Source organism: Streptomyces sp. CB02366 (assembly GCF_001905905.1).
Classification (GTDB): domain Bacteria; phylum Actinomycetota; class Actinomycetes; order Streptomycetales; family Streptomycetaceae; genus Streptomyces.
This window is the reverse complement of record NZ_LIVT01000005.1, coordinates 157464-177679: the sequence shown is the minus strand read 5'-3', so window position 1 is coordinate 177679 and position 20216 is coordinate 157464. Positions and strand designations below refer to the sequence as shown.

The following is a 20216-nucleotide window of genomic DNA, read 5'->3' as shown; positions in this document are numbered from 1 at the left end:
TTACGCCTTATGGCCCGAGCTGAAACCGGGTTCGACGGCACCGTTTCGATCATTTTCCGATCCCGTCGCGACCGCGGCCGTGCGGACGGGGGCCGCGAGAAGCCTCCCGGTGGCCAGCAGGACGGCCAGGGCCGCCACTCCCCCGGCCCCCGCGACCGCGAAGCTCCAGGCGGTCGAGCCGAGTTCGACCGCGGGTCCGGCGGCGGCCGTGCCGGCCGCGGCGCCTACGCCGAACGTGGTGACCAGCCAGGAGAACGCCTCGGTCACCGTGCCGCGCGGGGCGTGCCGGTCGACCACGATGAAGGAGCAGGCGATGGCCGGTGCGAGGAACAGCCCGGCGAGAGCGGCGAGGACGGCCATGGCCGGGACCGGGGGCGTGAGCGTCAACGGCAGGTAGCCCAGCGCCAGCAGTCCGACGATGACCCGCAGCCGCTTCTCGGGGGCGCCCGCCCACTGCCGCGCTCCGTAGACCAGGCCGCCGATCAGCGCGCCGAGCCCGAGCGCGGCCATCAGCCAGCCGTACACCGACTCCCGCCCGTGGTCGTCGGCGTACGCCACCGCGGCCACCGTGATGGAGCCGAGGGCGAGTCCGACGAAGAAGAACGCGCCCAGCAGCGCGAGGAGTCCGGGCGAGCGCAGGGCGCCGAGCCAGTGCGCCTCACGGGGCGCGGAGCGCCAGGTGCGCGAGGGCTCGGACAGGATGACCGAGAGCGCGCCCAGGACGCCGAGGACGTTGATGACGAGCAGGGCCGCGGCCGGGGACCACAGCGAGACGAGCAGCGTCACCAGGAGCGGCCCGACGGTGAACATGATCTCCTGCGCCACGGCGTCCATGGCGTAGGCCCGGTGCACCTGGCCCTCGCCCTTGAGGACGCTGGGCCACAGGGCCCGCAGGCCGCCCTCCAGGGGCGGTGTGGCGACCCCGGCGATGACGACGGCGAGGTAGGCCAGCGGGAGCGAGCCGAGGCCGGTGAGCGCCAGCAGGGCCATTCCGAGCGCGGAGAGCACGGCGGCCGGGAGCTGGACCCGCGGCTGCCCGTACAGGTCGACCGCGCGGCCGAGCAGCGGCTGCCCCACGGCGGTGGCCAGCCCGTACGCGGCGGCGAGCGCCCCGGCCAGGGTGTAGCTGCCGCCCTCCGCGCGGGTGAACAGCACGAGGGCGATGTGCGCGGTGCCGTTGGGCAGCCGCCCCACCAGGGTGCCCGTCAGCAGCCGGGCCGCGTGCCGCGCCCGGAGGATCTCCAGATATCCCGCGGCCATGTCCGCCCCTTTCCGCCCCGGCCGCCCGCGCGCACCGAAGTGTTACGTATAACTTCGAGGCTCATACGTACCATGTGCGCAGTTCGCGGGTCCACCCCGCGGCGTCACGGAACATCCCGCACGGAGGCACGAGTGACCAGCGCGCAGCAGCCCGTCCCCGCCCGGCCCACCAGCCGCGACGTGGCCCGCGCGGCGGGCGTCTCCCAGGCGACGGTCTCCCTGGTGCTCGGCGGGAAGTGGCCCGGCCGGGTGTCGGAGTCCACGGCCCAGCGGGTGCGGGACACGGCCTCCGGCCTCGGCTACCGGCCCAATCTGGCGGCCCGGAGTCTGCGGCTCGGCCGCACCAGGACCGCCCTGCTGGTGGTGCCCGCGCTCACCAACGAGTTCTTCGCCCGGGTGTACGCCGGGGCCGCGGCGCTCGCCGCCGAGCACGACTTCGGGGTGGTCCTCTACCCCTCGCCGGACGGCACGGGCCCGGCCCGGGACCCGTTCGCCTCGGCCCGCGCCGCGCTCGACGGGGTCATCGCGTCCTCGATGGCCGCCAACGCGCTGGAGGCGCTGCACGGGGCGGACCTGCCGCTGGTGATGCTGGACAGCGATCCGTCGGACGCCGGGCCGGCCGCCCGGGTGAACCTCGACATCGCCGACGGGATGAGGCAGGTGACGGACCATCTGCTGAGCCTCGGCCACCGCCGTTTCCTGCATCTGGCATCCGCCGTGGAGACCTGGACGTTCGCGGTGCGCGCCGGGGCGCTGCACGAGGCGCTGGACGCGGTGGAGGGCGCCGCGGTCCGGACCGTACGGGCCGCGCTGGACGTGCGGGCGGGCCGGGAGGCAGTGGAACGGGCACTGGCGGTCGCCGGGGAGCGGCCCACCGCGATCGTCTGCGACGACGACATCCTGGCGGCGGGCGCCTGCAAGGCCGCCCGAAGGCTCGGACTGCGGGTGCCGGACGAGCTGTCGGTCACCGGGTTCGACGATCTGGCGCTGGCGAGCGCCCTGGAGCCGGAGCTGACCACGGTGCGGCTCCCGGCGGAGCGTGTCGGCGAGCGGGGCATGGAGGCGCTGCTCGCCGTGCTGGACGGCCGCCCCGCGGAGCCCGGGGGGCTGCCGGTCCGGCTCGTCGTACGCGGCTCCACCGCACCGCCGCCCGCCGGGACCGGGGCATGAGACGGCGGCGCTCCCGGGCCGCTGCCCGGGAGCGCCGCCGGACGCTGCCCGCTACTCCTCGGTGGAGGCGGACGCGCCGCCGGCGCCGGGGGCGTCGTTCTCCTCGGTGTCGGACGGGGCGTCCGTGGGCGTGCTGCCCGCCGCGTCCGTGTCCAGCAGCCGGGCCAGCTGACGTCCGACGATCCGCTTGAACTTGCGCTGCTGGGGGCGGGTGCGGTCCAGGACCGCGACCTCCAGGCGCTCGGCGGGGATCTCCCGCTCGCCGCCGCCGGGCTCCCGCGAGAGGGCCTGCACGGCGAGCTTGAGCGCCTCGGCCAGCGTCATGCCGTCGCGGTGGCGCTGGTCGAGGAAGCCGCTGATCTGCTCGGCGTTGCCGCCGACCGCGACCGAGCCGTGCTCGTCCACGATCGAACCGTCGTGCGGCAGCCGGTAGATCTGGTCGCCCTCGGGCTCGGCGCCGACCTCGGCGACCACCAGCTCCACCTCGTACGGCTTCTCGGCGGCGCTGGAGAAGATGGTGCCGAGCGTCTGCGCGTAGACGTTGGCCAGCCCACGGGCCGTCACATCGTCCCGGTCGTAGGTGTATCCGCGCAGATCCGCGTAGCGCACTCCGCCGATGCGGAGGTTCTCGTACTCGTTGTACTTGCCGGCGGCCGCGAAGCCGATCCGGTCGTAGATCTCGCTGAACTTGTGGAGTGCGCGGGACGGGTTCTCGCCGACGAACACAATGCCGTCGGCGTACTGCAGCACAACGAGGCTGCGACCACGGGCGATGCCCTTGCGGGCGTATTCCGCCCGGTCGGCCATGGCCTGCTGGGGTGAGACATAGAACGGCGTCGACACCGGCTATCCGTCCCTTTCTGTCAGTGACGAGTGCGTCGGGGGAGGCGCGGGCCCCTCGTTCGGATCATGCCGGACCGGCGGGGCCGGCCACGATCCGGACGGAGCGCCCTGGGGGTCCGGATCAGAGCAGCGCGGCGCGCGGGCCGTCGGGCTGCTCGAGGCGGCGTTCCAGGACGGAACGCGCGATCCCGGCGGACTCCTGGTCGGTCAGCCTCCGGAAGCCGTCGTCGGTGATGACGGTGACGATCGGGTAGATGCGGCGGGCCACGTCCGGGCCGCCGGTCGCCGAGTCGTCGTCCGCCGCGTCGTACAGCGCCTGCACGACCAGGGTGAGGGCCTGCTCCTCCGTCAGGTCCTCGCGGTAGAGCTTCTTCATGGAACCGCGGGCGAAGATCGACCCGGAGCCGGTGGCGGCGTAGCCGTTCTCCTCGGAGCGGCCGCCGGTGACGTCGTAGGAGAAGATGCGGCCCTTGTCGCGGTCGACGTCGTAGCCCGCGAACAGGGGCACGACGGCGAGGCCCTGCATGGCCATCGCGAGGTTGGAACGGATCATGGTGGAAAGGCGGTTGGCCTTGCCCTCCAGGGAGAGCTGGGCGCCCTCGACCTTCTCGAAGTGCTCCAGCTCCAGCTGGAACAGCTTGACCATCTCCACGGCCAGTCCGGCGGTGCCGGCGATGCCCACCGCCGAGTACTCGTCGGCCGGGAAGACCTTCTCGATGTCGCGCTGCGCGATCATGTTGCCCATGGTGGCCCGCCGGTCGCCGGCGAGGACCACGCCGCCGGGGAAGGACGCGGCGACGATGGTCGTCCCGTGCGGCGCCTCGACGGCCCCCTGGAGGGGCGGCAGGCTCCGGTTGCCCGGGAGCATCTCGGGCGACTGGTTCGACAGGAAGTCCATGAACGAGGACGAACCCGGCGTCAGGAAGGCAGCTGGTAGACGCCCGGTGCTACGAGTGTTGGCTTCCACGCGTTTCCCTCCAGGTATGCGATGGCCCTGCGCAAGAGAGTCAGGATCATCCCCCAACTTGCCGATGGCCGAATTGCCGTTGAAGCACGTACGCCACGGACCCTACCCGTCCGGCGGGAGTGATCCACATGTTCGGCGGAGGTTGTCCGCACCGATCCGGCGGGGCCGACAGGCGGCTCACCGGTGGACGGCCGGGACGGCGACGCACGCCGCCGCCCCGCCTCCCCCGCGGTCCGCGCGGGCGCCCCGGGGCCCGGGGCGCCCGCGCGGACGGACTACTGCCCGCCCTTCTGGACGAACGACCTCACGAAGTCCTCGGCGTTCTCCTCCAGGACGTCGTCGATCTCGTCCAGGACCGAGTCGACGTCGTCGCTCAGCTTCTCCTGGCGTTCCGCGAGGTCCTCGGACGCCTGCGCGTCCTGCGCCTGCTCCTCGACCTCCTCGGTGGAACGCGTCGCCTTCTGCTGTCCGCCGCCGGTGTCCTTGGTCGCCATGTAGCTCACCCCGCTCGGTTCGAAGCAATCGAAGCTCTTGATCAGACCCTACCCACGGGGTCCGACATCTGGCCCGGTAGTTGTTCAACGTCCGGGCCTCGGGTGATTGATTCCCACCCCGGAGGACTTTCAGCCGCCCGACAGGGTGCGGACCAGCTCCTCCGCCGTACGGCAGCGGTCCAGCAGGTCCTGGACGTGTTCCCTGGTCCCGCGCAGCGGCTCCAGCGTGGGCACCCGTTGCAGTGAGTCGCGGTCCGGCAGGTCGAAGATCACCGAGTCCCAGGAGGCGGCCGCCACGTCGTCGGCGTACTGCTCCAGGCAGCGGCCCCGGAAATACGCCCTGGTGTCCTCCGGCGGCTTCGTACGGGCCCTGGCGACCTCGTCCTCGTCCAGGAGCCGCTTGATCTTCCCGCGGGCCGCCAGACGGTTGTACAGGCCCTTGTCGGGCCGTACGTCCGCGTACTGGAGGTCCACCAGATGGAGCCGGGGGGCGTCCCACTCCAGTGCGTCGCGGCGGCGGTAACCCTCCATCAGCTCCCGCTTGGCGATCCAGTCCAGCTCGCCCGACAGGCTCATCGGGTCGGTCTCCAGCCGGTTGAGGGTGTCCTCCCAGCGGGCCAGGACGTCCTTGGTCTGCTCGTCGGCGTCCGTCCCGTACCGCTCGTCGACGTACTTGCGGGCCAGCTCGAAGTACTCCATCTGGAGCTGGACCGCGGTGAGCGTCCGGCCGTTGCGGAGCGTGATCAGCTGACGCAGGTCCGGGTCGTGCGAGACCTCGTGCAGGGTGCGGACGGGCTGGTCGACCGCGAGGTCGACGGTGATGAACGCGTCCTCGATCATGGACAGCACCAGCGACGTGGTGCCGAGCTTGAGGTAGGTGGAGATCTCCGAGAGGTTGGCGTCCCCGATGATCACGTGGAGCCGGCGGTACTTCTCGGCGTCGGAGTGGGGCTCGTCCCGGGTGTTGATGATGGGGCGCTTGAGCGTGGTCTCCAGGCCGACCTCGACCTCGAAGTAGTCGGCGCGCTGGCTGATCTGGAAGCCGTGCTCCTGGCCGTCCTGGCCGATGCCGACCCGGCCCGCGCCCGTGACGACCTGGCGGGAGACGAAGAACGGCGTCAGGTGGCGCACGATGTCCGAGAACGGCGTCTCCCGGCGCATGAGGTAGTTCTCGTGCGTGCCGTAGGAGGCGCCCTTGTTGTCGGTGTTGTTCTTGTAGAGGTGGATCGGCTGGGCGCCCGGGATGGCGGCCGCCCGCTCGGCCGCCTCCGCCATGATCCGCTCGCCGGCCTTGTCCCAGAGCACCGCGTCGCGCGGATTGGTGATCTCGGGCGAGCTGTACTCCGGGTGCGCGTGGTCGACGTAGAGCCGGGCGCCGTTGGTGAGGATGACGTTGGCGAGGCCGATGTCCTCGTCGGTGAGCTGGCTGGAGTCGGCGGTCTCCCGGGCGAGGTCGAAGCCTCGCGCGTCACGCAGCGGGTTCTCCTCCTCGAAGTCCCAGCGGGCGCGTCGCGCCCGGTGCATCGCCGCCGCGTAGGCGTTGACGATCTGGGACGAGGTGAGCATGGCATTGGCGTTGGGGTGGCCGGGGACGGAGATCCCGTACTCCGTCTCGATGCCCATTACTCGCCGTACGGTCATGCGGCCCTCCTTGCCCGGCGTCGGTCCCCTCCGGGAGCGACGCTCACGTACCGCTTCTGGGTCCGGTGCGTGTGTGGTGCCCGACACCGCACTGCGCGACTCGGCGGTACCGCAGAGCCTAGAGCGCCTCTGCGCCGGTGGGGAGATCAATTACGACATTGCTCCGGCCTGGCCGGAACGGGGGAATGAGACCGGCTGCGGAAGCCCTCTCGGGCCTTCCGCAGCCGGACCGTGCATTACAGGTACTGGCCGGTATTGGCCACCGTGTCGATGGAGCGTCCGGTGTCCGCGCCCTGCTTTCCGGTGACGAGGGTGCGAATGAAGACGATCCGCTCGCCCTTCTTTCCGGAAATCCTGGCCCAGTCGTCCGGATTGGTGGTGTTCGGCAGGTCCTCGTTCTCCTTGAACTCATCCACGCAGGCCTGCAGGAGATGGGCGACCCGCAGCCCCTTCTGGCCCTGTTCCAGGAATGCCTTGATGGCCATTTTCTTGGCCCGGTCGACGATGTTCTGAATCATCGCGCCGGAGTTGAAGTCCTTGAAGTACAGGACTTCCTTGTCGCCGTTGGCGTACGTGACCTCCAGGAAGCGGTTCTCCTCGGACTCCGTGTACATGCGCTCCACGACCGACTGGATCATGGCGTGGGCGGCGGCCTCGCGCGAGCCGGTGTGCTCGGAGAGGTCGTCCGCATGCAGCGGGAGGGAGGGGGTCAGGTACTTCGCGAAGATGTCCTTCGCGGCCTCGGCGTCCGGACGCTCGATCTTGATCTTCACGTCGAGGCGGCCGGGGCGCAGGATGGCGGGGTCGATCATGTCCTCGCGGTTGGAGGCGCCGATGACGATGACGTTCTCCAGGCCCTCCACCCCGTCGATCTCGGCGAGCAGCTGCGGGACGATGGTGTTCTCCACGTCCGAGCTGACGCCGCTGCCGCGGGTGCGGAAGAGGGACTCCATCTCGTCGAAGAAGACGATGACGGGGGTGCCCTCGCTCGCCTTCTCCCTCGCCCGCTGGAAGACCAGGCGGATGTGCCGCTCGGTCTCGCCGACGTACTTGTTGAGCAGCTCGGGGCCCTTGATATTGAGGAAGTAGCTCTTCCCCGCGGGCTGCCCGGTCACCTCGGCGACCTTCTTGGCGAGCGAGTTGGCGACGGCCTTGGCGATGAGCGTCTTGCCGCAGCCGGGCGGGCCGTAGAGCAGGATGCCCTTCGGCGGGCGGAGCTCGTGCTCCTTGAAGAGGTCGGGGTGCAGATACGGAAGTTCGACCGCGTCGCGGATCAGCTCGATCTGGTCGCCCAGGCCGCCGATCTTGTCGTAGTCGATGTCCGGCACCTCTTCGAGGACGAGCTCCTCGACCTCGCTCTTGGGGACCACCTCGTAGACGTAACCCGAGCGGGAGTCCAGGAGCAGGGCGTCGCCGGAGCGGATGGTGAGGTTGAGCAGCGGCTCGGCGAGCCGCACCACCCTCTCCTCGTCGGTGTGTCCCACCACCAGGGCGCGCTCGCCGTCCTCCAGGATCTCCTTGAGGGTGACGATGTCCCCGGCGCGCTCGAACTCCATGGCCTCGACCACGTTGAGCGCTTCGTTGAGCATGACCTCCTGGCCACGCCGCAGGTCTTCGAGCTCGACACTGGGGCTGACGTTCACCCGGAGCTTGCGGCCCCCGGTGAAGATGTCGCAGGTGCCGTCCTCGTTGGCCTGCAGGAAGACGCCGAAGCCGGCCGGCGGCTGCGCGAGCCGGTCGACCTCCTCCTTGAGGGCCACGATCTGGTCGCGCGCCTCGCGGAGCGTGTTGGCGAGCCGCTCGTTCTGTGCGGACACGCCTGCCAGATTGGTCTGCAACTCGATGATGCGCTCTTCGAGAATCCTCGTGTGGCGCGGCGAGTCGGCGAGCTTACGTCGCAGGACGGCGATTTCCTGCTCGAGATAGGCAACCTGGCCGGCTGGGTCCTCTGACCCTCGCGCGGGCCGGATGCCGCGGTTGATGTCGTCGTCGTGGGCTGCCACGGTCCTCACCTCCTCCATGGGGAGCTGGACGCTTCCTGACCCTACCTGGGTGGGTGGTGATTGAAACCCCTAGATCACAAAGACTGCGGGGCGTGTCCGATCTTCACCCTTGCGCTCTCCCTCACGTCAAGGGAATACCCACCCTTCGGCACCGGAAAGCCGCCGGTTGTATCGTCGAACCGGTCAACACCCGTCAGGGCTGGCTCCAATTGGTTCGGATACGCAGGAACGGCAGGACACATGACCGTGCAGCAGGACTCGCCGGGCGACAGTGACACGCAGGACCTGGAGGTCTGGATCGACCAGGACCTCTGTACGGGCGACGGCATCTGCGTGCAGTACGCCCCCGATGTCTTCGAGCTGGACATCGACGGCCTGGCGTATGTGAAGAGCGCGGACGACGAGCTGCTCCAGGCTCCGGGGGCGACCACCCCGGTGCCGCTGCCGCTGCTCCAGGACGTGGTCGATTCGGCCAAGGAGTGCCCCGGGGACTGCATCCACGTACGGCGCGTCAAGGACAGCGTCGAGGTGTACGGGCCGGACGCCGACTAGTCGGCCGGCGCGGGGCGCGGACGTCGCGGGCCCGTCCGGCAGCGAGGGGTCAGGCGCTTCGGGCGAGGTCGCCGGAGCTGCGGACGAAAGCCCGCCCCTGCCACCGCCAGGACGCCTGTTCCTCCTGGTCGGGGCAGCAGCGGGGAACGTCCAGCGAGGAGTAGCCGAGGAGGGTCGCGGAGACGACGCCGTCGCGTACGGCGAAGCCCTCGACCGTCTTCCGGTCGGCGGGGTCCACCAGGGTCGCCACGACCCGGGGTGCGGCCCCGCTCGTCCGTGTCAGGACGTAGACGCCGGCGGGCGGGGTTCCCGATCCGGCGTCGCAGTGCACCACGGCGACGGTTTCCGGCCGCCCGTCGCCGTCGAGGTCGCCGGGGGCGTGCCGGGCGACGGTCGTCCCCGCCGCGCCGCACTCCAGGGGGAAGACCACACCGGCCGGGTCCGGGGCGGGCGCGGGGGCGCCGTGGGGGGCGGTCCGCTGCTCGGGGGCCGTGGCGGTCGCGGTGGCCGACCGGGGCTGGAGCAGCCCGGCCAGGGCGACGATCCCCGCCATCGCCGCGGCCGTGGCGAGCCAGTGCACCGGCTTGGCGGCGGTGTGGGCGAGGTCCGGGAGCGCGGGTGTCTGCACGCGGTACGTCTCCTGATGGTTCCTGGGAGCCCGGTGGGCGTGGGGGGCCGCCCCGAGGGGTTGCCGGAATCGTGCCACACCTCACACCCGGGGCGGAACGGCGGGGTCGACGGAAAAAGCGCCGCCGCCCGGCCCCCGGTCGGTCGGGGAACCGCGCGGCGGCGCCGGCGCGTGGCGCGGATCAGCCGTCGGAGGCCGCGGATCCGCCCCGGCTGTTGGGGCCGTCGTAGTCCTCGCCGTAGGCGCCCTTGGAGGGGCGGCGGCGGCGCTGCGGCGGCTCGACGCCGTCCGCGAGGCGGCGTGCGGTGACCAGGAAGCCGGTGTGGCCGATCATGCGGTGGTCGGGGCGGACGGCGAGGCCCTCCACGTGCCAGTTGCGGATCATCGACTCCCAGGGCTGGGGTTCGGCGAAGCAGCCGATCTCGCGGATGGACTCGACGGTGCGCGAGAGCTGGGTGGTGGTGGCCACGTAGGCGCAGAGGATGCCGCCGGGCACCAGGGCCTTGGAGACGGCCTCCAGGCACTCCCAGGGGGCGAGCATGTCCAGCACGACGCGGTCGACGTCGGTGTCGGAGAGGTTGTCCTGGAGGTCTCCGACGGTCAGCTGCCAGGCCGGGTGCGGGGAGCCGAAGTAGCGCTCGACGTTCTGCCGGGCGATCTCGGCGAAGTCCTCGCGGCGCTCGTAGGAGTGCAGCATGCCCTGCTCACCGATGGCGCGCAGCAGGAAGGTGCTGAGCGAGCCGGAGCCGACCCCGGCCTCCACGACGCGCGCGCCGGGGAAGATGTCGGCGAAGGCCAGGATCTGGCCCGCGTCCTTGGGGTAGACCACGGCGGCGCCGCGGGGCATGGACAGGACGTAGTCGGGGAGCAGGGGGCGCAGCGCGAGGTAGGCGACGTTTCCCGTGGTGCGGACAACACTGCCCTCGGGAGCACCGATCAGCTCGTCGTGCGGGAAAGAACCCTTGTGGGTGTGGAAGTTCTTTCCGGCTTCGAGCGTGAAGGTGTAGTGGCGTCCCTTGGGGTCGGTGAGCTGTACCTGGTCCCCGACCTTGAAGGGCCCACGTCGGCGGGCGGCACCGGTCGGTTCAGACATGTGACCAGCCTACCGGTGATTCCGGGGCCTCCCGCCGTCCGTCCCCGCGCGCGCGGGGGTGCTCAGGAGCCGGGGCGGGCCATGGCCTTGACGAAGGCGCGCTCCACGTCGGCGGTGGAGAGGACCCCGTAGATCTCACCGGTCTCCTCGACGACCAGGTACTCGGTGGCGGGGGTGGCCTTGAGCCGGTCCAGGAGGGCCTCGCCGGCCAGCTCCGCGGGGACCCTCATGCCGTCGGTGAGGTCCTGGGCGAGGCCGCTGACGGCGACCCAGGGGCGGCGGTGCTCGGGGACTCCGACGATGGCGGCCTCGCGGACGAGGCCCTTGGGGTTGCCCTGTCCGTCGACGACGACCAGGGCGCGGGCGCCCGCCTCGTTGGCCCGGCGCAGCGCCTCGGAGAGCGGGGTGGCGGACTCGACGGGGACGGCGCGGCGGGTCAGGGTGCGGGCCCGGAGGTCGGGCAGGTGCTCGCGGAGGCGGGCCATGCGCAGGCTGTTCCCCGCCCCGGTCCAGATGATGCCGGCGAGGATCGCGGCGAGCAGCGCGTCCATGACGGTCTCGACCCCGCCGATGGCCTGGGAGCCGCCGCCGAGCGTCCCGGTGTGGGTGAGCAGCGGCAGTCCGATCAGCACGGCGACGGCGAGGGCGCGGCCGACCCAGGCGGCGGCGATGGTGCCGCTCATGGGCTTGCCGGTGATCTTCCAGACGACGGCGCGGAGCATCCGGCCGCCGTCCAGGGGCAGGCCGGGCAGCAGGTTGAAGGCGGCCACGATGAGGTTGGAGATCATCAGGCCGGCGAGCAGGACGCCGGGGACGGTGCCGGGCTCGACGAGTCGCATCGCCCCGTAGAAGACGCCGCCGAGGACCAGCGACAGGAGCGGCCCGACGAAGGCGAGGACGAACTCCCGGCCGGGGGTCTCGGTCTCCTTCTCGATCTCCGAGACGCCGCCGAAGAACTGGAGCTGGATACGGCGGACCGGGAGCTTGTAGCGCAGCGCGGCGACCGTGTGGGCCAGTTCGTGGACGAGTACGGAGGCGTAGAAGGCGATGGCGAAGAACAGGGCGACCAGGTAGCGGGCGCCGCCCAGTTCGGGCAGGACGCGGTCGAGCTGGCCGCCGAAGACCCAGGTGATCAGCGCGGCGACGACGAACCAGCTGGGGGCGACGTAGACGGGCACGCCGAAGGGGCGGCCCATGAGCAGGCCGCCGCCGGGCTCCGCGGGGCGTTTCGGCTTGCCGGGGCCCGTTCCCCCTGCGCCGGGCTGCGGCCGCCCGCTGTCGCCGCTGTCGTCCACGGGATCCCTTCGGTTCGGTGTGTGGCCTGTGCCACGATCATGCACGTGCGAGGGTCTGCCGTCGATGGTATGCCGCTCGCTGTCGGTGGCGGGCCGTAGGGTCTTGAGACATGACCTCCGCGCCGCGCCCGCCCCAGCCGCCCACGTCCCTGTCTCCGTCGCGGGCGAGCGATTTCATGCAGTGCCCCTTGCTCTACCGCTTCCGGGTGATCGACAAGCTGCCGGAGAAGCCCAGCGAGGCGGCTACCCGCGGCACCCTGGTCCATGCGGTGCTGGAGCGCCTCTTCGACGCCCCGGCGGCCGACCGTACGGCGCCGCGGGCGCGGGCGCTGGTCCCCGGCCAGTGGGACCGGCTGCTCGAGTCGAGGCCGGAGCTGGGCGAGCTGTTCGACGGGGACGCCGGGGGCGAGCGGCTGACGCGCTGGCTGGGCGAGGCGGAGCAGCTGGTGGAGCGGTGGTTCTCGCTGGAGGACCCGACGCGGCTGGAGCCGGCGGAGCGCGAGATGTTCGTCGAGACGGAGCTGGAGTCGGGGCTGCGGCTGCGCGGGGTGATCGACCGGGTGGACGTGGCGCCCAGCGGTGAGGTCCGCATCGTCGACTACAAGACGGGGAAGGCGCCCCGGCCGGAGTATTCCGAGGGACCGCTGTTCCAGATGACCTTCTACGCGCTGGTGGTCTGGCGGTTGAAGGGCGTGGTGCCGCGCCGGCTCCAGCTGGTCTACCTGGGCAGCGGCGACGTGGTGACGTACGACCCGGTGATGGCGGATCTGGAGCGGGTGGAGCGCAAGCTGCTGGCGCTGTGGGACGCGATCGCGCGGGCGACGGAGACGGGCGACTGGCGGCCCCGGCCGACGAAGCTGTGCGGCTGGTGCGACCACCAGGCGGTGTGTCCGGAATTCGGCGGGACTCCGCCGGTCTATCCGCTGCCCGTCCGCCCGGCGGACCCGGGCGAGGGGGGCCAGGGCAGAATGGGACCGGTCGGGGCCGAGGCCGGCCGAACCGAGGCCCTTGAGGGCCCTTAAGGAGTTCCTGTGGCGATCCGCGTCCTTCTGGTCGACGACCAGCCTCTGCTGCGCACCGGTTTCCGGATGATCCTGGAGGCGGAAGGCGATCTGGCGGTGGTCGGCGAGGCCGGTGACGGTCTGCAGGCCATCGACCAGGTGCGGGCGCTGCAGCCCGATGTGGTGCTGATGGACATCCGGATGCCGCGGATGGACGGGGTGGAGGCGACCCGTCAGATCACCGGCCCGGGGAAGGACGGCCCGGCGAAGGTGCTGGTGCTGACCACCTTCGACCTCGACGAGTACGTGGTGGAGGCGCTGCGCGCCGGGGCGAGCGGCTTCCTGCTGAAGGACGCCCCGGCGGCCGAGCTGGTGCAGGCGATCCGGGTGGTGGCGGCGGGCGAGGCGATGCTCGCGCCGAGCATCACGCGTCGGCTGCTCGACAAGTACGCGGACCATCTGCCCTCCGGCGAGGAGCCGGTGCCGGACGCCCTGCACACGCTGACGGACCGCGAGGTCGAGGTGTTGAAGCTGGTGGCGCGGGGGCTGTCGAACGCGGAGATCGCGGCGGACCTCTTCGTCAGCGAGACGACGGTCAAGACGCATGTGGGCCATGTGCTCACGAAGCTGGGCCTGCGCGACCGGGTGCAGGCCGCGGTGTACGCGTACGAGAGCGGGCTGGTGCGTCCCGGCGCGCAGTAGCGGTCCCGGCCCCCGGGAGAGCCGAGCGGCCCGCCGCCCCCTCTCGAGGGGGCGGCGGGCCGCTCGGCTCTCCCGGGTCCTCAGGCGTTGGGCCGGTTGAGCTCCCAGAGCTGCAGTTCGGAGGTGGCGCTGACGGACCGCTCGACGCCGGCGATCCCGTCGCGGGAGGCCACGTACTGCTTGCCCTGCCAGATCGGGAGCACCGGCACGTCGTCGGCGACGATGTCCTGGAGCTTCTCGTAGGCGTCCGCGGCGGCGGTGCGGTCGGCCGCGCGGCGGGACTGCGGGATGAGCACCTTCTCCGCCTCGGGCGAGCGGTAGGGCGAGTTGAGGAAGTTGTCGGCGTCCAGGAAGGGCGCGGTGTAGTTGTCCGGGTCCGGGAAGTCGGGGAACCAGCCCATGCCGTAGGCCGCGTAGTCGCCGCGCTTCTGCTGGGGGCGGTACGTCGACCACTCCTCGCCCCGGACGGAGACCTTGAAGAGGCCCGAGGCGTTCAGCTGCCGCTGGATCGCCTTGAACTCCTCGGCGGTGGCGGGGCCGTAGTGGTCGCTGGTGTAGTGCAGGGTGAACGCCACCGGCGTCTTGACGCCGGCTTTGTCGAGGATCTTCGCGGCCTTGGCGGTGCTGGGCTCGCCGTACTTGTTGAAGAAGGCGTTGGTGTGTCCGGCGATGCTGGACGGGATGAGCGAGTAGAGCGGTTCGGCGGTGGTGCCGTAGACCTGGCCCGCGATCTGGCCGCGGTCGATGATCTGCGCCATGGCCTGCCGTACCGGCTTGGTGACCACCGGGTCCTTGGTGTTGAAGCCGAGGTAGCTGATGGCGAGGCCGGGCAGTTCGGTGAGGTCGACGCCCTCCTTGGGGTCCACCAGCATCTCGTGGGCCTGCTCGGGCGACATGGCCCGGGTCATGAGGTGGATCTTCTTCTCGTCGAGCGCCTCGCCCATGGTCCCGGCGTCGGGGAAGAGGTCCATCTCGACCTTGTCGTTGAGGACCTTCAGCTGCCCCTTGTAGGCGGGGTTCCTGGCGAAGCCGATCTTGACGACGCGGCCGTCCTCGACCTCCGGTTCCATGGTGTACGGGCCGGAACCGTCCACCTGGAAGCCGGTGCGCGCCGCCTTCGCCGGGTACTTCGCCTTCGGGACGATGCCGGCGGCGGGGGTGGCGAGCTTGTACGGGAAGGTGGCGTCGGGCGTGTTCAGGTGGAAGACCACCTGGTCCTCGCCCTTGGTCTCGATCATGTCGATGCCGGACAGGAGGCCGACCGGTCCGCTGTCCGCGTCGATGTCGATGACGCGCTGGATGGAGTGCTTGACGTCCTCGGCGGTGACGGGCGTGCCGTCGGCGAACGTGAGGCCCGCCCGCAGGGTGCAGCGGTAGCTCTCGTTCGCGGTGTCGGTGAAGGCGCAGCTGCGGGCGGCCTCGGGCACCGGTTCGCCGCCGCCGTTGGGCACGGTGGTGAGGGTCTGCACGGTCTGCCGCAGGACGTTCCAGACGCCCGCTTCGTAGCCGACGGCCGGGTCGAGCGGCGCGGGGTTCTCCTTGGAGGCCACGAGCTGGTCCGTGGTGCCGACGACGATGGCGCCCTTGCCATCGGCGCCGCCGTCCGTGCCGCCGCAGGCGGCGAGCACGGGGGCGAGCAGGCCGACGACGGCCGGCAGCACCAGGGTCTTGCGGTTCATGTGGACGTTCTCCCTCATCCCGGCAGGTGAGGAATCAACGCTAGTAGCCGTGGCTCGCCGCCCCGGACGGTCCGGTGGGCGGCTCGCGCTCCCCCGGCCGTCCACCGGCAGCTCATACGATCAGCATTGCGGACAGATCGCCTGATCCTGTCCACCTCCGGAGGGCTTCGGTGTGAGGAAGGCCACCGGCCACCCCTCTTCACAGATGCGCCCTTCGCATGATCCACATCCACGGAACGTTGTCGGAACGCACACGGACCGGGCAGAACGTCCGCCGTTCGTTCACATCCGTCCGCCCGGCGCCCCGCTCAGCCCGTTCCCGTGATGAGCTTCCGCAGGAAGGCCAGATCGACGTCTTCGAGGGAGCCGACCACCACGCGTCCGGCTGCGGGGGCGATGGGGGCGACGGACGGCACCGCGACGACCCGGCACCCGGCGGCCTCGGCGGCGGCGACCCCGGTCGCGGTGTCCTCGACGACCGCGCAGCGCCAGGGGTCGGCGCCGAAGCCCGCGGCGGCGGTGAGGTAGGGATCGGGGTGGGGCTTGGTCCGGGCCACCTCGTCACCGGCGACCGTGAGCGCGAAGTGGTGGTGGCCCACCGAATCCAGCACCCGGTCGATGATCCGGCGGTGGGAGGCGGAGACGAGCGCGGTGGGCACCTCGTGGGCGGCCAGTTCGGCCAGCAGCCGTTCGGCCCCCGGCATCAGCGGTACGCCCCGGCTGATGCGGCTCTCGAATCGGTCGTTGAGCAGCACGGTCAGTTCGTCCAGCCGGATGTCGGCTCCGGTGGCGTCGATGAGGTAGCCCGCGCTGCGGGTCATCGGCCCGCCCACGACCACGTCCCGCCAGGACTCCTCCAGCCGGTGCCCGAGACCGGCGAAGACCTCTTTCTCCACGTCCCACCAGAAGCCCTCGGTATCGACCAGGGTTCCGTCCATGTCGAGAAGGACCGCCTGCAGGGCGGCGCCTTCGGCCGTGCGGGTCAAGGACGCGGGGACCGTACTGGTCATCCGGCACACCTTCCGTAAAGGGACGAGAAGGCCGGCCGCCGTTCCCACGGGTGGGAGGGCGACCGGCCTGCACTGGACCGACCAGTGTACGACGTGTCCGGCCGCGGTGCGCGAAGGGCGCGGGACCGCTGCCGGAACCCGGGGTTACCGGGCGTTGAAGTACTTCGCCTCGGGGTGGTGGATGACGAGGGCGTCGGTGGACTGCTCCGGGTGGAGCTGGAACTCCTCGGAGAGGTGCACCCCGATCCGCTCCGGCCGGAGCAGGTCGGCGATCTTCGCCCGGTCCTCCAGGTCCGGGCACGCCCCGTAACCGAGCGAGAACCGCGCGCCCCGGTACTTCAGCGCGAACATGTCCTCGACGTCCGCCGGGTCCTCCCCCGCGAAGCCCAGCTCGGCCCGGACGCGGGCGTGCCAGTACTCGGCCAGCGCCTCGGCGAGCTGGACGGACAGGCCGTGCAGCTCCAGGTAGTCGCGGTAGGAGTCGGCGGCGAACAGTTCGGCCGTGGCCTCGCCGATCCGGGAGCCGACGGTGACGATCTGGAGGCCGATGACGTCGGTCTCGCCGGACTCCTCGGGGCGGAAGAAGTCCGCCAGGCAGAGGCGGCGGCCGCGGCGCTGGCGCGGGAAGGTGAAGCGGGTGCGCTCGGAGCCGTCCTCGTGGAGGAGGATCAGGTCCTCGCCCTTGGAGACGCAGGGGAAGTAGCCGTAGACGACGGCCGCCTCCAGGAGGTTGTTGGACTGGAGGTGGTCGAGCCAGCCGCGCAGGCGCGGGCGCCCCTCGGTCTCCACCAGCTCCTCGTACGTCGGCCCGTCGCCGGTCCTGGCCTGCTTGAGCCCCCACTGGCCCTTGAACAGGGCGCCCTCGTCGAGCCAGGAGGCGTACTCCTTGAGCGGGATGCCCTTGATGACGCGGGTGCCCCGGAACGGCGGCTCGGGGACGGGGTTGGTGGTGGAGACGTCCGAGCGCACCGAGCCCTCGGGCTCCTCGACCTCCAGCACCGCGGCGTCCCTCTTCGGGACGCGGCGCTGCTTCAGCTCCGGCAGGGCCGCGCCCGGCACCCCGCGCTTGACGCCGATGAGCGCGTCCATGAGGCGCAGGCCCTCGAAGGCGTCGCGGGCGTAGCGCACCTCGCCCTCGTAGATCTCGTGCAGGTCCTGCTCGACGTAGGCCCTGGTCAGCGCGGCGCCGCCGAGGATGACGGGGAAGTCGGCGGCCATCTTGCGCTGGTTCAGCTCTTCGAGGTTCTCCTTCATGATCACGGTCGACTTCACCAGGAGACCGGACATGCCGATGACGTCGGCGCGGTGCTCCTCGGCGGCTTCCAGGATCGCGGAGACGGGCTGCTTGATACCGAGGTTGACGACGTTGTAGCCGTTGTTGGAGAGGATGATGTCGACGAGGTTCTTGCCGATGTCGTGGACGTCGCCGCGGACGGTGGCCAGCACGATGGTGCCCTTGCCCTCGTCGTCGGACTTCTCCATGTGCGGTTCCAGGTGGGCCACCGCGCTCTTCATGACCTCGGCGGACTGGAGCACGAACGGCAGCTGCATCTGGCCGGAGCCGAACAGCTCGCCGACCACCTTCATGCCTTCCAGCAGCGTGTTGTTGACGATGTCGAGGGCGGGGGTGTCCTGGAGCGCCTCGTCGAGGTCGGCCTCCAGGCCGTTCTTCTCGCCGTCGATGATGCGGCGCTGGAGCCGTTCCTCCAGCGGCAGGGCCATCAGCTCCTCGGCCTTGCCCGCCTTCATCGACTTCATGTTGACGCCCTCGAACAGCTCCATGAGCTTCTGGAGGGGGTCGTAGCCCTCGGCGCGGCGGTCGTAGATCAGGTCGAGGGCGACCTTGACCTGCTCCTCCTCCAGCCGGGCGATCGGCAGGATCTTCGAGGCGTGCACGATCGCGGAGTCCAGCCCCGCCTTGACGCACTCGTCGAGGAAGACGGAGTTCAGCACCACGCGCGCGGCGGGGTTCAGGCCGAAGGAGATGTTCGAGAGGCCGAGGGTGGTCTGGACGTCGGGGTGGCGCTTCTTCAGCTCGCGGATCGCCCCGATGGTGGCGATGCCGTCGCCCCGGGACTCCTCCTGACCGGTGCAGATGGTGAAGGTCAGGGTGTCGATGAGGATGTCGGACTCGCGGATGCCCCAGTTGGTGGTGAGGTCCTCGATGAGCCGCTCGGCGATGGCGACCTTGTGCTCGACGGTGCGGGCCTGTCCCTCCTCGTCGATCGTCAGGGCGATCAGGGCCGCGCCGTGCTCGGCGGCCAGGGCGCTGACCTTGGCGAAGCGGGAGTCGGGGCCGTCGCCGTCCTCGTAGTTGACCGAGTTGAGCACGGCCCGGCCGCCGAGCTTCTCCAGGCCGGCGCGCAGGACGGGCAGTTCGGTGGAGTCCAGCACGATCGGCAGGGTGGAGGCGGTGGCGAAGCGGCCGGCCAGCTCGGTCATGTCGGCGACGCCGTCGCGGCCCACGTAGTCGACGCAGAGGTCGAGCATGTGCGCGCCCTCGCGGATCTGGTCGCGGGCCATCTCCACGCAGTCGTCCCAGCGGGCCTCCAGCATGGCCTCGCGGAACTTCTTGGAGCCGTTGGCGTTGGTGCGCTCCCCGATCGCCAGGTAGGCGGTGTCCTGGCGGAAGGGGACGTGCTGGTAGAGGGAGGCCGCGCCGGGCTCGGGGCGCGGGTCGCGCTCGGTCGGCGTCAGCTCGCGGGCCCGCTCGACGACGGCCCGCAGGTGCTCGGGGGTGGTGCCGCAGCAGCCGCCGATGAGGGAGAGGCCGTAGTCCCGGACGAAGTGCTCCTGGGCGTCGGCCAGTCCTCCGGGGCCGAGGGGGAAGTGCGCGCCGTCCTTGGTGAGGACGGGGAGGCCGGCGTTGGGCATGCACATCAGGGGGGTGCGGGAGTGGCGGGCGAGGTAGCGCAGGTGCTCGCTCATCTCGTCCGGGCCGGTCGAGCAGTTCAGGCCGATCAGGTCGATGCCCAGCGGCTCCAGGGCGGTGAGGGCCGCGCCGATCTCGGAGCCCAGCAGCATGACGCCGGTCGTCTCGAAGGCGAGGGAGCAGATCAGGGGCACCTGGACGCCGAGGGCGTCCATCGCCCGGCGCGCTCCGACGATGCTGGACTTGGTCTGCAGCAGGTCCTGGGTGGTCTCGACGATCAGCGCGTCCGAGCCGCCCGCGAGGAGGCCCTCGGCGTTCTGCTGGTAGCCGTCCCGCAGGACGTCGTAGGTGATGTGGCCGAGGGAGGGCAGCTTGGTGCCGGGGCCGATCGAGCCGAGGACCCAGCGCTGGCGCCCGTCCTTCGCGGCGAACTCGTCCGCCACCTCGCGGGCGATGCGGGCGCCGGACTCGGAGAGCTCGTGGATCCGGTGGGCGATCTCGTACTCGTTGGCGGCGGAGTGGTTCGCGCCGAAGGTGTTGGTCTCGACGCAGTCGACGCCGACCGCGAAGTACTCCTCGTGGACCGAGCGGACGATGTCGGGCCGGGTGATGTTGAGGATCTCGTTGCAGCCTTCGAGGTTCTCGAAGTCTTCCAGTGTGGGGTCCTGTGCCTGGAGCATGGTGCCCATCGCCCCGTCGGCCACCACCACGCGGGTGGCGAGTGCCTCTCGGAGCGCGTCTGCGCGGGTCCGGCTGTCGGCGGCGGATGTCGGCAACGAGGCCATGGATGATCTCCCAGGGATGCGACGGCTGTCGGCTTTGCGTCCTTCTCGGGGAAGGCGCACCCCGCCAGCCTAGCCGGACCGCCCTCGGCCCCGTCGATGCGTCCGAACGGCGGACTGCATGCTGTGCGGGTGCGGTGCGGGCGGGGCGGTGGCGGAGACTTTTCCCCGGAGTCCGGCGGAGGTCGGCATCGACCGATAGTGTTCAGCATTGTCGAACCGAG

The 20216-nt window shown here is 71.1% G+C and carries 16 protein-coding genes and 1 pseudogene; 4 read left to right on the top strand and 13 right to left on the bottom strand.

Annotation, left to right across the window (positions count from 1 at the left end; genetic code table 11):
* Nucleotides 1-1260: an MFS transporter gene (locus tag AMK24_RS17785; protein WP_073769755.1), complete on the bottom strand. Its 1260-nt coding sequence runs from the start codon at nucleotides 1258-1260 to the stop codon at nucleotides 1-3.
* Between the two features lie 132 nt (nucleotides 1261-1392).
* Here AMK24_RS17785 and AMK24_RS17780 point away from each other — a divergent pair, with 132 nt between their 5' ends.
* The gene (locus AMK24_RS17780; protein WP_073769754.1) at nucleotides 1393-2430 is read left to right on the top strand and encodes a LacI family DNA-binding transcriptional regulator; all 1038 of its coding nucleotides are present in this window, start codon (nucleotides 1393-1395) and stop codon (nucleotides 2428-2430) included.
* A gap of 51 nt (nucleotides 2431-2481) precedes the next feature.
* Here AMK24_RS17780 and prcA read toward each other — a convergent pair whose 3' ends face one another.
* The 6 genes and pseudogenes from prcA to arc all read right to left on the bottom strand — a co-directional run bounded on the left by prcA (nucleotide 2482) and on the right by arc (nucleotide 8378).
* Nucleotides 2482-3273, bottom strand: a complete 792-nt coding sequence (gene prcA / locus AMK24_RS17775) for a proteasome subunit alpha (RefSeq protein ID WP_073769753.1) — start codon at nucleotides 3271-3273, stop codon at nucleotides 2482-2484.
* Nucleotides 3274-3394: 121 nt separating this feature from the next.
* The gene (gene prcB / locus AMK24_RS17770) at nucleotides 3395-4240 is read right to left on the bottom strand and encodes a proteasome subunit beta (RefSeq protein ID WP_073769752.1); all 846 of its coding nucleotides are present in this window, start codon (nucleotides 4238-4240) and stop codon (nucleotides 3395-3397) included.
* A pseudogene (locus AMK24_RS34775) lies at nucleotides 4192-4377 on the bottom strand (endonuclease domain-containing protein); the annotation flags it as partial. The pseudogene AMK24_RS34775 and the gene prcB, both read right to left, overlap by 49 nt.
* Before the next feature lie 138 nt (nucleotides 4378-4515).
* Nucleotides 4516-4734 (bottom strand): ubiquitin-like protein Pup, encoded by a 219-nt coding sequence (locus AMK24_RS17760; RefSeq protein WP_003970166.1) that lies wholly within the window; start codon nucleotides 4732-4734, stop codon nucleotides 4516-4518.
* Between the two features lie 129 nt (nucleotides 4735-4863).
* Nucleotides 4864-6375: a depupylase/deamidase Dop gene (gene dop, locus AMK24_RS17755; protein WP_073769751.1), complete on the bottom strand. Its 1512-nt coding sequence runs from the start codon at nucleotides 6373-6375 to the stop codon at nucleotides 4864-4866.
* A gap of 236 nt (nucleotides 6376-6611) precedes the next feature.
* On the bottom strand, nucleotides 6612-8378 hold the full coding sequence (gene arc, locus AMK24_RS17750) for a proteasome ATPase (RefSeq protein WP_073769750.1): 1767 nt from the start codon (nucleotides 8376-8378) through the stop codon (nucleotides 6612-6614).
* Between the two features lie 240 nt (nucleotides 8379-8618).
* On the opposite strand from arc, the gene AMK24_RS17740 reads away from it, so the two are divergent.
* Nucleotides 8619-8930 carry a ferredoxin gene (locus tag AMK24_RS17740; protein WP_073769749.1) on the top strand — a complete coding sequence of 104 codons (312 nt, stop codon included), beginning with the start codon at nucleotides 8619-8621 and terminating at the stop codon, nucleotides 8928-8930.
* A gap of 49 nt (nucleotides 8931-8979) precedes the next feature.
* On the opposite strand, the gene AMK24_RS17735 is transcribed toward AMK24_RS17740, so the two are convergent.
* From AMK24_RS17735 to AMK24_RS17725, 3 genes are all read right to left on the bottom strand, one after another.
* A complete protein-coding gene (locus AMK24_RS17735) occupies nucleotides 8980-9558 on the bottom strand; it encodes a hypothetical protein (protein ID WP_073769748.1) in 579 nt (192 codons plus the stop codon).
* 181 nt (nucleotides 9559-9739) lie between these two features.
* On the bottom strand, nucleotides 9740-10651 hold the full coding sequence (locus AMK24_RS17730) for a tRNA (adenine-N1)-methyltransferase (RefSeq protein ID WP_073769747.1): 912 nt from the start codon (nucleotides 10649-10651) through the stop codon (nucleotides 9740-9742).
* 62 nt (nucleotides 10652-10713) lie between these two features.
* Entirely contained in the window at nucleotides 10714-11946 is a 1233-nt protein-coding gene (locus tag AMK24_RS17725) for a site-2 protease family protein (protein ID WP_073769746.1), read from the bottom strand.
* Nucleotides 11947-12122: 176 nt separating this feature from the next.
* On the opposite strand from AMK24_RS17725, the gene AMK24_RS17720 reads away from it, so the two are divergent.
* Together AMK24_RS17720 and AMK24_RS17715 are read left to right on the top strand one after the other, a co-directional pair.
* Nucleotides 12123-12968 (top strand): RecB family exonuclease, encoded by an 846-nt coding sequence (locus AMK24_RS17720; protein WP_242435188.1) that lies wholly within the window; start codon nucleotides 12123-12125, stop codon nucleotides 12966-12968.
* A gap of 9 nt (nucleotides 12969-12977) precedes the next feature.
* On the top strand, nucleotides 12978-13649 hold the full coding sequence (locus AMK24_RS17715; protein ID WP_073769744.1) for a response regulator: 672 nt from the start codon (nucleotides 12978-12980) through the stop codon (nucleotides 13647-13649).
* 80 nt (nucleotides 13650-13729) lie between these two features.
* Here AMK24_RS17715 and AMK24_RS17710 read toward each other — a convergent pair whose 3' ends face one another.
* The 3 genes from AMK24_RS17710 to metH all read right to left on the bottom strand — a co-directional run bounded on the left by AMK24_RS17710 (nucleotide 13730) and on the right by metH (nucleotide 19995).
* Nucleotides 13730-15328, bottom strand: coding sequence for an ABC transporter substrate-binding protein (locus tag AMK24_RS17710; RefSeq protein WP_073769743.1), 1599 nt, complete (start codon nucleotides 15326-15328; stop codon nucleotides 13730-13732).
* A 308-nt stretch (nucleotides 15329-15636) separates the two neighbouring features.
* Nucleotides 15637-16338 (bottom strand): HAD family hydrolase, encoded by a 702-nt coding sequence (locus tag AMK24_RS17705; RefSeq protein WP_073769742.1) that lies wholly within the window; start codon nucleotides 16336-16338, stop codon nucleotides 15637-15639.
* A 144-nt stretch (nucleotides 16339-16482) separates the two neighbouring features.
* Nucleotides 16483-19995 (bottom strand): methionine synthase, encoded by a 3513-nt coding sequence (gene metH / locus AMK24_RS17700; protein ID WP_073769741.1) that lies wholly within the window; start codon nucleotides 19993-19995, stop codon nucleotides 16483-16485.
* Between the last annotated feature and the right edge of the window lie 221 nt (nucleotides 19996-20216).

Bases quoted from the DNA above. Each gene is read 5' to 3' on its own strand.
- dop (WP_073769751.1), bottom strand. From the start codon at position 6,375: ATGACCGTACGGCGAGTAATGGGCATCGAGACGGAGTACGGGATCTCC.
- AMK24_RS17760 (WP_003970166.1), bottom strand. From the start codon at position 4,734: ATGGCGACCAAGGACACCGGCGGCGGACAGCAGAAGGCGACGCGTTCC.
- metH (WP_073769741.1), bottom strand. From the start codon at position 19,995: ATGGCCTCGTTGCCGACATCCGCCGCCGACAGCCGGACCCGCGCAGAC.
- AMK24_RS17705 (WP_073769742.1), bottom strand. From the start codon at position 16,338: ATGACCAGTACGGTCCCCGCGTCCTTGACCCGCACGGCCGAAGGCGCC.
- AMK24_RS17710 (WP_073769743.1), bottom strand. From the start codon at position 15,328: ATGAACCGCAAGACCCTGGTGCTGCCGGCCGTCGTCGGCCTGCTCGCC.
- AMK24_RS17740 (WP_073769749.1), top strand. From the start codon at position 8,619: ATGACCGTGCAGCAGGACTCGCCGGGCGACAGTGACACGCAGGACCTG.
- AMK24_RS17785 (WP_073769755.1), bottom strand. From the start codon at position 1,260: ATGGCCGCGGGATATCTGGAGATCCTCCGGGCGCGGCACGCGGCCCGG.
- AMK24_RS17720 (WP_242435188.1), top strand. From the start codon at position 12,123: ATGCAGTGCCCCTTGCTCTACCGCTTCCGGGTGATCGACAAGCTGCCG.
- AMK24_RS17730 (WP_073769747.1), bottom strand. From the start codon at position 10,651: ATGTCTGAACCGACCGGTGCCGCCCGCCGACGTGGGCCCTTCAAGGTC.